Genomic DNA, 12,725 nt, shown 5'->3' on the forward strand with positions numbered 1-12,725 from the left:
GGCCAAAGGGCCGGCATATTTTGAGCGGTGAGCGTAGCTACTTGTCGTTATCCGACTTCGCACCAAGCGTTGTCTTCTGGACCTGCATGAGGAACTCGACGTTGCTCCCGGTCTCCCGGATCTTGTTGGTCAGCAGCTCAAGGCTCTGCTGCGTTTCGAGTCCGGAAAGGACGCGCCGCAGCTTCCACATGATCTTGACTTCCTCGGGGGAAAGCAGGTTCTCTTCGCGGCGTGTGCCGGACGCGTTGACGTCCACGGCCGGGAAGATGCGTTTGTCCGCCAGCTGGCGGGACAGGCGGAGCTCCATGTTGCCGGTGCCCTTGAACTCTTCGAAGATGACCTCGTCCATCTTGGAACCGGTCTCCACGAGGGCGGTTGCCAGGATGGTCAGCGAGCCTCCGTTTTCGATGTTGCGGGCTGCACCGAAGAAACGCTTCGGCGGGTACAGCGCGGCGGAGTCGACGCCACCGGACAGGATACGGCCGGAGGCCGGTGCTGCCAGGTTGTAGGCGCGGCCCAGGCGGGTCATGGAGTCCAGGAGGACCACCACGTCCATGCCCATTTCCACCAAGCGCTTGGCGCGTTCGATGGAGAGCTCGGCCACGGTGGTGTGGTCATCGGCCGGACGGTCGAAGGTGGAGGCAATAACCTCACCCTTGACAGTGCGCTGCATGTCCGTGACTTCTTCGGGACGCTCGTCAACGAGCACCATCATGAGGTGGACCTCAGGATTATTGATGGTGATGGCGTTAGCGATGGACTGCAGGATGAGCGTCTTGCCGGCCTTCGGCGGGGAGACGATCAGGCCACGCTGGCCCTTGCCGATCGGGGCGACCAGGTCGATGACGCGGGGGCCGATCTTCTTGGGATCCGTCTCAAGGCGCAGGCGCTCGGACGGGTACAGCGGAACCAGCTTGGCGAATTCGACGCGGTCCTTGAGCTCTTCCGGCGTCTTTCCGTTGACGGAGGTGACGCGGACCAGGGCGTTGAATTTCTGGCGGGCGGTCTGCTGGCTGCGGTCTTCGCCTTCACGCGGTGCACGAATGGCACCGACGCAGGCGTCGCCCTTGCGCAGGTTGTACTTCTTGACCTGGGCGAGGGAGACGTAAACGTCGTTCGGACCCGGCAGGTAACCGGAGGTGCGGATGAACGCGTAGTTCTCCAGCACGTCCAGGATGCCAGCGACGGGCAGCAGGACGTCGTCCTCGGTGACCTCGACGTCGTCGACGTCCGGTCCCTGGGTGCGTCCCCGACGGCGGTCGTTGCGGTCGCGGAAGCGGTCGTTACGCGAGTTGTCCCGGCTGTCCTGGCCGCCACCGGAGCGGTCGCCCCGGTCATTGCGGTCGTTCCGGTCGCGGCGGTTCCGGCGGTTCCGGCGGCTGCCGCCGTCGGAATCGTCGTTGTCGCGGCTGTCATCGCGACGGGCGCCGTCGCGCTGGCCGGCGTCACGGCTGCCTGCGTTGTCGCGGCCACCATCGGCGGTCTCACGGGCTGCGGTGTCACGGGCTGCGGTGTCACGGGCCGCGGTGTCACGGGCCGCGGTGTCGCGGGCGCCACGGGTGCGGCCGCTCTCGCGGCGGTCAGCACGCTGGCTGTCGCCGGATTCGGCGCCCTGGGTTTCTGTGCGCTGGGAATCAGCGCGCTGGGTTTCGGTGCGGTCAGCCTGGCGCTGTTCAGCGGCGGGCTGCTCGGCCGGAGCCTCAGTGGCTTCTGCCTGCGTTGACATGGCGGCCGCATCGCCGCGGCGGCGGTTCCGGGTGCGCGGCTGGCGGCGTTCGCCCTCTGCTGCGCTGGCCTCAACGGGCGCTGACGCCGGAGCCTCAACGGGTGCGGCGGCCGGAGCTTCAGTGGCCGTTGCCGCGGCGGGGGCCGCAACTACTCCGTCACTGACAGCGCGGCGGCTGCGTCCACGGCCACGGGCACGGGTCCCCTCAGCGGCCGGGGCCTCCGAGGTTTCGCTTGCGGCAGCCACCGGTACGGCAGCGGCCGGGGCTACGTGGTTTTCGGTCGCCTTCTCGGCAGCCTTGGCCGGGGCCTTGCTGGCTGATGTGCCTGCGCGATGGGCGGAAATGGCGGTCACCAGATCCCCCTTACGCATGCGGGATCCACCGGAAATCCCCAGCTGGCTGGCAAGTGCCTGCAGCTGGGCGAGCTTGAGGCCGGCGAGGCCACTGCTCTTGGCGGGTGCGGCCGTTGACGATCCGGCAGCAGAAGTTGATGGTTCCACAGCTGAAGACAGCTCAGTGGTTTCGGTCACGAAGGATCCTTCCCCCTCGACGGCGTCCAGACTGGGAGCTGGACGCGATGATTTGATCTGGGCTGCAGTTCAGATCTGCAGCCGCATTTTCGGTCTTGCCGGTTGGATTTCGGCCAGCAGGGCCGGATACTGATTCACCTCACGCACCGATTAATGGCGGGGCGCTGGGCTGACGATTCAGGGGCAGACAATTCAGCTGCAGATTCCTGCGACAGACCAAGCAGGCGGCACCGGAAAATATTGCGCAGTAGGAGATCACTAACAACTGAATGCAGCTGCCGATCAGATAGGCGGAATTACCGCCGGTGCAAGTCCACCTTAGCACCTTCGACGTCCACTGCCAGCTTCAGCACGCGCCAGCCGATCCCCGGCGTGTTCGCCTCTGTAAAGGACTCAATAAACCCAAGGACCTCGGCGGCTTCGGCTTCGCCGTCGGCGAGAACCAGGACCGTAGGTCCGGCACCCGAAACCACTGCCGCGTGGCCGGAGTTGCGCAGTGCCCTGATGAGGGCCGCGCTGGGCCTCATCGCCTCGGCCCGGTAGCTCTGGTGCAGGTAATCCTCCGTGCCGGCGTGCAGAAACTCGGGCTTCTGGGTCAGCGCGTGGATCAGCAGCGCAGCCCGTCCGGAGTTCATGGCCGCCGCATGATGGCCCACAGACGCCGGCAGCAGGGCGCGCGCGGCCTCGGTGGACAATTCAAAATCGGGGACGGCCACGATGGGAATCACGGAACCGGCCACGGTAGCGCACGTGCTGCTGTACCGGTCACTGTCCTGCCATGACAGCGCCAGTCCGCCGAAAATCGCGGGCGCGACGTTGTCCGGATGGCCTTCCATCTCGCTGGTCAACTGCAGGATCCAGTCCCGCCCGCGACGCGCCGCTTCGGGCACCATGGCATTGGCGGCCGAGACGGCCGCCACCACTGCCGACGCCGATGATCCCAGACCCCGGCCATGGGGGTTGACGTTCGTCGCCGTGATCCTGAGGCCGCCGTGCCGGTAACCAAGCCGGGAAAAGGCAGCCTCCATCGCCCTGACCACCAGGTGGCTGGCGTCCTGCGGCAGCGTGTCCGCCCCCTCGCCGCTGAGCTCGAAGACGAGCTCAGCGGATTCGAGGCTTTCCACCGTCAGGGTGTCGTGCAGTGCCAGGGCGAGGCCCAGGCTGTCGTAACCCGGTCCGAGGTTGGCGCTTGTGGCCGGGACCCTGACGGTGACGCGCTGGCCTGCTTCGATGACGGGCAGGTCAACGGCGGTGGGCGAGGTGGTTTCCAAGGCTACTTTTCTTCCAGTCCCAGTTCAGCTGCGACTGTCACGACATCGTTTGAGACCTTGACCGGCTGCACTTCACTGCCGTCCTCGGTCCGGAGGGCCCACTGGGGGTCCTTGAGGCCGTGGCCGGTCACGGTGATGACGATGGTCTTGCCGGTCGGAACTTCACCGGCGGCGTGCTTCTTGAGCAGTCCGGCCACACCGGCGGCGGAGCCGGGCTCCACAAAAACGCCTTCGCGGGCGGACAGCCAGCGGTGGGCATCCAGGATCTGTTCGTCAGTCACGGCGTCGATGAATCCGCCGGACTCGTCACGTGCCGCGATGGCACCGTCCCAGGACGCCGGGTTGCCGATCCGGATGGCAGTGGCGATGGTGTCCGGTTCCGTGATGGGGTGCCCTGCCACGAACGGTGCCGCGCCGGCGGCCTGGAAGCCCCACATCTGGGGGGTTTTGGTGGATACGGCGGGCAAGGTTCCGGCCGTGTCGGATTCGAACGGCGCCGAGTACTCCTTGTAGCCCTTCCAGTACGCCGTGATGTTGCCGGCGTTGCCTACGGGCAGGACGTGGATGTCCGGAGCATCGCCGAGCGAATCAACAATCTCAAACGCGCCCGTCTTCTGGCCCTGGATGCGGGCCGGGTTCACGGAGTTGACCAGGAACACCGGGTAGGACTCCCCCAGCTTCCGTGCAATGTCCAGGCAGTTATCGAAGTTGCCGTCCACCTGGAGCAGCGTGGCGCCGTGCGCGATGGCCTGGCTCAGCTTGCCCATGGAGATCTTGCCTTCGGGGACCAGCACAGCGCATTTCAGTCCCGCTGCCGTGGCGTAGGCCGCGGCGGACGCTGAGGTGTTGCCGGTTGACGCGCACACGACGGCCTTGGCGCCGGACGCGACGGCGGCCGTCATGGCCATGGTCATGCCGCGGTCCTTGAACGAACCGGTGGGGTTCATCCCCTCGACCTTTAGGTACACCGTGGAACCGGTGAGCTCGGAGAGCTTCTGCGCGTGGACCAGCGGAGTGCCGCCTTCGCCCAGCGTGATGACCCTGGTGGATTCCGTTACGGGCAGCCGGTCAGCGTATTCGCGGATAACGCCGCGCCATTGGTGAGCCACTTAGACTCCTTCTACCCGCAGAACGGATGTCACTGAATTGATGACGTCCAGGCCTTTGACGGCCTCGACGGTGGCTGCGAGGGCAGCCTCTGATGCGCGGTGGGTAACGATCCGCAGTTCGGCAGACTCCACGTTGGACTCTGCGTCCCGGTGGATGGTCTGCCGCATGATTTCGATGGACACGCCGTGCTCCGCAAAGAGCTGGGCGATCCGGGCCAGCACGCCGGGCTGGTCAGCGACGTCCAGGCCGATGTAGTAGCTGGTGATGGCTGAGGCGATGGGCAGGGCCGGGACGTGGCCGGTGGTGGTCTCCGTGCGTCCCGGGCCGCCCAGCACAATGCGGCGGGCGGCCGAGACAAGGTCACCCAGGACGGCGGACGCCGTCGGGGTTCCGCCGGCACCCTGGCCGTAGAACATCAGCTCGCCGGCGTTTTCCGCCTCGATGAAGACCGCATTGAACGCGCCACGAACGGCGGCCAGCGGGTGCTCGCGCGGCAGCAGCGTGGGGTGCACGCGCACGGAAACGCCTTCGCCGCCGTCGGCATCCGTGAGCTTTTCGGCAATGGCCAGCAGTTTGATGACAAATCCGGCGTCCTTGGCTGCAGCGATGTCCGCCGCGCTGACGGACGTGATGCCTTCGCAGTGGACGTTCTCCAGGGCGAAGCGGGTGTGGAAGGACAGCGACGCGAGAATGGCGGCCTTGGAGGCGGCGTCGTGGCCTTCGATATCGGCGGTGGGGTCAGCTTCGGCGTAGCCAAGGCGCTGGGCCTCGGCGAGGGCGTCAGCGAACTGCGCGCCGGTGGAGTCCATCTGGTCCAGGATGAAGTTGGTGGTGCCGTTGACGATACCCAGCACGCGGGTAATGCGGTCGCCGGCCAGACTGTCCCGGATGGGGCGCAGGATGGGGATGGCACCGGCTACGGCGGCCTCGTAGGACAGCTGCACGCCGGCCTTGTCCGCCTCTTCGTAGAGAGTGGGGCCGTCCTGGGCGAGCAGGGCTTTGTTGCCGGTGACTACACAGGCGCCGTTGCGCAGCGCGGAGAGGATCAGCGTGCGGGCAGGCTCGATCCCGCCCATAAGCTCGATCACCAGGTCGGCGTCCTTGACCAGGGTGTCGGCGTCGGTGGTGAAGAGGTCCTGCGGCAGGTCCACATCCCGCTTGGCATTGACGTTGCGCACCGCGATGCCGCTGAGCTGCAGGCGGGCCCCGGTACGGGCGGCAAGGGCGTCGGCGTCCTCAATGAGAATCCGCGCAACCTGGGCCCCAACGTTGCCACAGCCCAGCAGGGCTACTTTCAGGGTTCGCAATTCAGTCATTCGGCACTCCCATGTCGCGGTTAAGCAGATCTTCTTCGGTTTCCCCGCGGACAATCAGCCGGGCAGATCCGCCGCGCACCGCGACAACGCCCGGCCGGGCCAGATAGTTGTAGTTGCTTGACAGGGCCCAGCAATAGGCGCCGGTCCCCGGTACAGCAAGCAGATCACCGGCTGCCACGTCCTCGGGCAGATATACATCTCTAACAACTATGTCGCCGCTCTCGCAATGTTTGCCCACTACGCGGGACAGCTGCGGGGACGCGGCGGACGTGCGTGAGGCCAGAATCGCCGAATAATCCGCGTCGTAGAGCACCGGGCGGGCGTTATCGCTCATGCCTCCGTCCACTGACACATAGCGGCGCGGATGCGTAACGTTCTCGTTGGCCTCTGAATCGCCCGGCGCGTCGACGCGGACAGTTTTCAGGGTACCCACCTCGTACAACGTGAAGGTGGTGCTGCCGACAATCGCGCGTCCGGGTTCGATCGAAATCCGGGGAGCAGTTATACCCAGCTCAGCACACGTGGAACGCACGACGGCGGCCATCGCCTGCGCGACGTCAGCTGCGGGGCGCGGGGTGTCCACCGGGGTATAAGCAATGCCGTAGCCGCCGCCGAGGTCCAGCTCGGGCATCACGATGGAGTACTTTTCCTGCATGGCAGCGTGGAAGCGCAGGAGCTTCTGCGCGGCGAGTTCAAAGCCGTCCGGCTCGAAGATCTGCGAGCCGATGTGGCAGTGCAGGCCCAGCAGTTCGATGCTGGCGTATTCCGTGGCCGCAGCCACGGCCTCCTCCGCTGCTGACAGTCCGGCCTGCTCGGTGGTATCCCCGGCCATGGATAGACCGAACTTCTGGTCCTCGTGGGCGGTGGCGATGAACTCGTGGGTGTGCGCGTGGACGCCGGGAGTCAGGCGCAGCATAACGTTGGCAATTTCGCCGCGGCCCGAGGCGATTTTGGCAACGCGGTCCAGCTCATCGAGGCTGTCCACCACAATTCGTCCCAGCTTCATATCCAGCGCCCGGTTGATCTCGGCGTCGGATTTGTTGTTGCCGTGCAGGCCCAGGTTTTCGCCCTTGATGCCGGCCCGGGCCGCCACCGCGAGCTCGCCGCCGGAACACGTGTCCAGCCGGAGTCCTTCGTCTGCCACCCAGGCGGCTACTGCTGTGCACAGGAAGGACTTGCCAGCATAGTAGACGTCCACTCCCCCGCAGATGTCGGCAAACGCGGCATCAAAGGCGTCCTTGAAGGAACGTGCGCGGGCCCGGAAGTCTGTCTCGCTCATCACAAAGAGCGGCGTGCCGAACTGCGCCTTGAGCTCGCTGACGGCGATGCCATCGATGGCGAGCTCACCGGCGTCGTTCTTCCGCACATCCTGCGCCCACATGGGCTCGTGGAGCGCATTCAGGTCCGCGGGAACGGCCAGCCACTCGGGAGCCAGCGGGGATCCGCTGTTGGTGTCCTCTGCTGACACCTTCTGCGTCGAAGTTTCCTGTGCCGACATCAGTTTCACATCCGTTCCGGTGCGGACACGCCCAGCAGATCCAGTCCGTTGGCCAGCACCTGGCTGGTGGCGTCGTTCAGCCACAGGCGAGTGCGGTTGACGTCGGTGACGGCTTCGTCGCCCTGCGGGGCAACACGGCAGGCGTCGTACCAGCGGTGGTAGGCGCCGGCAATGACCTCGAGATGGCGGGCCACACGGTGGGGTTCACGCAGTTCGGCGGCTTTGGCCACAATCGAGGGGTAGCTGCCCAGGTAGGAGAGCAGTTCGTTTTCCGTGGCGTGATCCAGAAGTGAAGCATCGAACGCGCTCCGATCCACGCCGGCAGCCACGGCGTTGCGGGCGGTGCCGCGGGACCGGGCGTGGGCGTACTGGACGTAGAACACCGGGTTCTCGTTGCTGTGCTTCTTCAGCAGATCGGGATCCAGGGTGAGCGGGGAATCTGCCGGGAAGCGGGCCAGGGAATAACGAACGGCGTCCTTGCCCAGCCAGTCGATAAGGTCCTTGAGCTCGATGATGTTGCCGGCACGCTTGGACAGCTTGGCGCCGTTAACGGACACCAGTTGGCCGATCAGCACCTCGATGTTCACCTCGGGATCATCGCCCGCGCAGGCCGCAATGGCCTTGAGGCGGTTGATGTAACCGTGGTGGTCCGCGCCCAGGAGGTAGATCTTTTCCGTAAAGCCGCGGTCCTTCTTGGAGAGGTAGTACGCGGCGTCCGCGGCAAAGTAGGTGGGTTCACCGTTCGCGCGGATCATCACGCGGTCCTTGTCGTCCCCGAAGTCGGTGGTGCGCAACCAGACCGCACCGCCGTCGTCGAACACGTGGCCCTGCTCGCGAAGGCGGGCGACGGCATTTTCGATGTGGCCGGTGTCGTGCAGTTCCTGTTCTGAGAAGTAGACGTCAAACGCAACGCCAAAATCGGCAAGGGTGTCCTTGATGTCCTTCATCTGGGCCTTGTAGGCGGCGGCGCGGATGACAGGAAGTGCCGCCACCTCGGTGAGTTCGCGGATGTCGGGGTGCTGGGTGAGGACGTCGTGGCCGAGGTCGGCGATGTACTGGCCCGGGTAGCCGCCGTCCGGCACCGGAAGTCCATGCAGCCGCGAGTAAACAGAGTTTGCGAACACGTTCATCTGCGAACCGGCGTCGTTGATGTAGTACTCGGCGGTGACCTCCGCGCCCGAAGCACGCAGCACACGTGCGATGGCATCGCCCAAGGCTGCCCAGCGTGTGTGGCCGATGTGCAGCGGACCGGTGGGGTTCGCCGACACAAATTCCATGTTCACCACGTGGCCGGCGAGCGTGGTGGTGGTGCCGTAGTCACGTCCGGCTTCCACGATGGCCTTCGCCAGGGCACCCGCAGCGGCGGCGTCCACGGTGATGTTCAGGAAGCCGGGGCCAGCGATATCCACGGCAGCGACGCCGTTGATGGACTTCAGCCGGGCGCTCAGGACGGTGGCGAATTCGCGCGGGTTGGTGCCGGCCTGCTTGGACAGCTGGAGGGCGATGCTGGTGGCCCAGTCGCCGTGTTCCCGGTTCTTCGGTCGCTCCACGCGCACCTCATCAGGGACAGCTGATGCGGAAAGCGCGATTTCGCCGGCGGCGACGGCGTCTTTCAGGCAGGCGGATATGGCGAGGGAGAGTTCTTCGGGAGTCACCCCTCTAGCCTACCGGGGGCCGCCACTGGGACGAATTTGGGGGTGGTGCGTGACTGGTTCCGCACAACTTTTCCTCACAGCGGACGCACTGCTGATTCACAGGGTGAACCATTACGCTGAATCCGACGTTGAGTACAGCGCAAGCACCCAGCCCACGAAACGAGCCCCATCATGAGACCGTCAGTCCGCAAGAGTGTTTTCGTCGGCATCGCCGGCCTGTCCCTCGCTGGAACGGTGGCCGGCTGCGCGCCGTCGGCCACGCCCGCGGTGCCCGCCGCGGCTTCCGACAGCACGTCCGGCGCCACGACGGCCCCTTCCGGCACGGCATCATCGCCGGCCAGCAGCGCCTCCCTCTACCAGGACGGCACCTACAGCGCTGACGGCACCTATGTTTCCCCCAACGGGACCGAAACCGTGGGGGTTGAGCTGACGCTCGCCGCGGGCACGGTCACGGCCGTGAACATCACCCAGCACCACTCGAACCCCAACACCCGGAAATTCCAGGGCGAATTCGCCGGCGGGATCGCAGCGCAGGTTGTGGGCAAGAGCATCGACGAACTCAACGTCTCCAAGGTGGCAGGATCCTCGCTCACCAGCGGCGGCTTCAACCAGGCGCTGGACAAGATCAAGGCCGAGGCCCAGTAGGCCGTGCCGGACCCGGAGGACTTCCGCTTCGACGGGATCGGAACCCGTTGGGAAATCTCCACCCCCCGTCCGCTTGACGCCAGCGTCCGTGCCCGGCTGCTCGCCTTGGTGGAGCGGTACGACGGCGACTGGTCCCGGTTTAGGTCCGATTCGACCGTCGGTGCCATGGCCCGCCAGCCCGGGCGGTATGAGCTGCCGCCGGAAGCGGCGGACCTTGGCCGGCTGTACCGCTCGCTGTATGAGGTCACCGGCGGTGCAATGACGCCGCTGATCGGTGGCAGCCTGGAGCGCCTCGGGTACGACGCCGCCTATTCCCTGCGGCCGGCAGGGAACGCGCTTCCGGCACCCCGCTGGGAGGACGTCCTGACGTGGGACGGCAACGTGCTCACCACGACCGCTCCCCTGGTCCTGGACATCGGTGCCGCCGGTAAGGGGCAGCTGGTGGACCTTCTCGCTATTGAGCTGCGCTCCTGCGGCGTGGACTCCTTCGTGATTGACGCCAGCGGCGACCTGCTGCACCGCGGGCCTGATCCGGTCTCCGTGGCGTTGGAGCACCCGTACGATCCGGCGAGGGCCATCGGGACCGTGCCGCTGGCAGGCGGCGCATTGTGCGCGTCAGCCTCAAACAGACGGGCGTGGGGCGACGGCCTGCACCATGTGCTCGATGGCGCAACAGGGCTGCCCGTCAGTACGGCGGTAGCCACGTGGACCATGGCAGAAAGCACCGTAGTTGCCGATGCCCTGGCCACCGCCCTGTTCTTTGTTCCGGGCAAAGAATTGGAACGGAGTTTCGATTTTTCCTGGCTGACGGTTTTTTCTGATGGAAGCGCTGCCTACTCGGACGGATTTGAAGGGACACTGTTCTCATGAGCCCCGTTGACGCCCCCAAGGCAACTGCCGTTTTCACTGCCGGCCGGCTGGACACCCTGCTGGGCAAGTACACGATGTACCGGCTGATCCTGCTGGTGCTGGCAGCCCTTGCCACGTACAGCCTTCTGCTGAATGCCCTTGGCTGGCTCACTTTCGGCATCCCGCAGATGCTGGTGCACTTGATGCTGTGCCTTGGCCTGACCTACGTGTCCAACCGAGGGCTGGCTGCCCTTTTCCACGTCCGCCCGCATTCCGAGTCGTCGCTGATCACCGGCCTGCTCCTGTACTTCCTCTTCTGGCCCTCCTTTATGCCCCTGGATATGGCGGGAGTGGCCTTGGCCTGTGTGCTGGCCTCCGCCTCGAAATACGCGCTGGCCTGGCGTGGCCGGCACATCTTCAACCCCGCCGCCGCCGGGGCGTTTGTCACCGGGCTGACGGGGCTGAACATCGCAACGTGGTGGGCCGCCACGCCTGCCATGCTGTGGCTGCTGGTTCCGGGCGTCCTCCTGGTGCTCTACCGGACGCGTAAGTTGCTCATGGCGGCCGTGTTCCTTGTGGTTGCCACATCAATTGTGAGCGCTGAGCTGCTGCAGGCAGGGCTTACCCTGGGCAGCGCACTCTGGCAGGCCCTGGCGCAGCGGCCGCTGCTGTTCTTCGTCGGCTTTATGCTGACGGAGCCGCTCACCCTCGCTCCACGCCGCTGGCAGCAGCTCGCGCTCGCCGCACTGGTTGGTGTGGTGTTCGCAGTGCCGTACAACTTCAGCTTCATCGCCAACTCGCCGGAGCTGGCCCTGCTGGTCGGCAACCTGCTGGCGTTCCTTGTGGGCCAGCGCGGCGGGCTCAGGCTCCGGTTCGCTGGCTCCCGCCCTCTGACGCCCAGCACCACAGAGTTCGCCTTTGAACCGTCCCGGCCCGTCCGGTTTGTGCCGGGACAGTACATGGAACTGGATCTGCCGCACGCCAAGTCTGACGGTAAAGGCCGACGCCGGGTGTTCAGTTTGACCAGCGCCCCCGGTTCGGGGACGGTGAAGTTTGGCGTCCGGACGGCGGAGCCCCTGTCCGCGGCGAAGAAAGTCCTGCTGGACCTGAAGCCTGGTGATGAGGTGGCCGCCACATCCGTGGGCGGAGATTTTGTCTTGCCCCGCGATCCCCGGGCCCCCGTCCTCCTGATAGCCGCGGGCATCGGTATCACGCCCTATCTTGCGCAGCTGGCTTCCGGCGCCGCGCAGGACCGGGACGTGGTTCTCCTGCTGCTGGCGCGCAACGCTGCCGAAATTGCCTACACTGCCGAGCTGCAGGCGTCCGGGGCGCGCATCCTGGCACGCCTCGCAGACGGTTCGGTCCCGCCGTCGTTCATCACCGATGCCGGGACGCTGGAATCCGGGGGCGCTTCAGCTGGCGCCCGTCTGGACGGAGATTCCCTGAAGGCCCTCGTTCCCGACATTGCCGGCCGGGCTGTCTACATCTCCGGGTCCCCTGCGAGCGTCGCATCGCTGCGCCGTGCAGCCCATAAGGCCGGCTCGCGCCGGGTATACGTGGACTCTTTTTCGGGCTACTGAGCAGGGCCGTTTTTCCTTGCAGGCACCTTCCTGCTAAGCTCTAGGACGTCCCGCTGGCAACGGCAGGATCCCTGAATTGCCCTCGTAGCTCAGGGGATAGAGCGTCTGCCTCCGGAGCAGAAGGTCGTTGGTTCGATTCCAATCGAGGGCACAGATAAAAACCCCGCCACTTCAAGGAAGTGGCGGGGTTTTTGCTTGCTCTCTTGACAGCGCTTGATGGTTATGCATGACCTCCGATGACCACCTTTTCCCAACGTCGATGTCGCTTTTATGTCACCTACGATGTCAGTGTGGCTGTGACGGGCATGGATTATCGAGGGGCCGCGCCGTGCGCCTCACTGCTTTGAATTTCTTGGCTGGCAAGCAAGGCTGCCCCAGGCCGCTGGGGCTTACATAACATCCATTCGTGGCGTTGGCGGAAGGCGTCGGGGCTTCGCTCGGGAAATGGGGCCCCTGTCCTTGCGCTCTTCGTGGCAATCGCGTGCTCGCCCGACCTCGGAAAACACGCTTCTCCTCGAACTTCCGACTGAAAATCGAAAGGTCA

The 12,725-nt window shown here is 65.6% G+C and carries 9 protein-coding genes and 1 tRNA gene; 4 read left to right on the forward strand and 6 right to left on the reverse strand.

From position 1 onward, the window contains the following. Positions 1–37 precede the first annotated feature (37 nt). From rho to argS, 6 genes are all read right to left on the reverse strand, one after another. Complete coding sequence (gene rho, locus ACX80X_RS08580; RefSeq protein WP_459311736.1) at positions 38–2,257, reverse strand: transcription termination factor Rho; 2,220 nt, start codon at positions 2,255–2,257, stop codon at positions 38–40. 296 nt (positions 2,258–2,553) lie between these two features. Next, positions 2,554–3,528 (reverse strand): homoserine kinase, encoded by a 975-nt coding sequence (thrB, locus tag ACX80X_RS08585; RefSeq protein ID WP_459311738.1) that lies wholly within the window; start codon positions 3,526–3,528, stop codon positions 2,554–2,556. 2 nt (positions 3,529–3,530) lie between these two features. Further along, positions 3,531–4,637 (reverse strand): threonine synthase, encoded by a 1,107-nt coding sequence (gene thrC / locus ACX80X_RS08590; RefSeq protein WP_141140976.1) that lies wholly within the window; start codon positions 4,635–4,637, stop codon positions 3,531–3,533. After that, the gene (locus ACX80X_RS08595; RefSeq protein ID WP_252600095.1) at positions 4,638–5,954 is read right to left on the reverse strand and encodes a homoserine dehydrogenase; all 1,317 of its coding nucleotides are present in this window, start codon (positions 5,952–5,954) and stop codon (positions 4,638–4,640) included. Continuing rightward, positions 5,947–7,452 (reverse strand): diaminopimelate decarboxylase, encoded by a 1,506-nt coding sequence (gene lysA, locus ACX80X_RS08600; protein ID WP_252600096.1) that lies wholly within the window; start codon positions 7,450–7,452, stop codon positions 5,947–5,949. Before lysA ends, ACX80X_RS08595 begins: the two co-directional genes overlap by 8 nt. 5 nt (positions 7,453–7,457) lie before the next feature. After that, a complete protein-coding gene (argS, locus tag ACX80X_RS08605) occupies positions 7,458–9,107 on the reverse strand; it encodes an arginine--tRNA ligase (RefSeq protein ID WP_252600097.1) in 1,650 nt (549 codons plus the stop codon). 171 nt (positions 9,108–9,278) lie between these two features. On the opposite strand from argS, the gene ACX80X_RS08610 reads away from it, so the two are divergent. The 4 genes from ACX80X_RS08610 (at position 9,279) to ACX80X_RS08625 (ending at position 12,332) form a co-directional block, all read left to right on the forward strand. After that, positions 9,279–9,752, forward strand: coding sequence for an FMN-binding protein (locus tag ACX80X_RS08610; RefSeq protein WP_252600098.1), 474 nt, complete (start codon positions 9,279–9,281; stop codon positions 9,750–9,752). A gap of 3 nt (positions 9,753–9,755) precedes the next feature. Beyond that, positions 9,756–10,622: an FAD:protein FMN transferase gene (locus ACX80X_RS08615; RefSeq protein ID WP_252613426.1), complete on the forward strand. Its 867-nt coding sequence runs from the start codon at positions 9,756–9,758 to the stop codon at positions 10,620–10,622. Beyond that, positions 10,619–12,181 carry a ferredoxin--NADP reductase gene (locus tag ACX80X_RS08620; RefSeq protein WP_252613424.1) on the forward strand — a complete coding sequence of 521 codons (1,563 nt, stop codon included), beginning with the start codon at positions 10,619–10,621 and terminating at the stop codon, positions 12,179–12,181. The genes ACX80X_RS08615 and ACX80X_RS08620 overlap by 4 nt, the downstream gene beginning before the upstream one ends. Positions 12,182–12,259: 78 nt before the next feature. Continuing rightward, a tRNA-Arg gene (locus ACX80X_RS08625) sits at positions 12,260–12,332 on the forward strand. Positions 12,333–12,725: the final 393 nt, after the last annotated feature.

Source organism: Pseudarthrobacter sp. MDT3-1 (genome assembly GCF_054510755.1).

Coding starts and splice junctions, on each gene's coding strand:
- ACX80X_RS08595 (WP_252600095.1), bottom strand. CDS start 5,954: ATGACTGAATTGCGAACCCTGAAAGTAGCCCTGCTGGGCTGTGGCAAC.
- lysA (WP_252600096.1), bottom strand. CDS start 7,452: ATGTCGGCACAGGAAACTTCGACGCAGAAGGTGTCAGCAGAGGACACC.
- ACX80X_RS08610 (WP_252600098.1), top strand. CDS start 9,279: ATGAGACCGTCAGTCCGCAAGAGTGTTTTCGTCGGCATCGCCGGCCTG.
- ACX80X_RS08620 (WP_252613424.1), top strand. CDS start 10,619: ATGAGCCCCGTTGACGCCCCCAAGGCAACTGCCGTTTTCACTGCCGGC.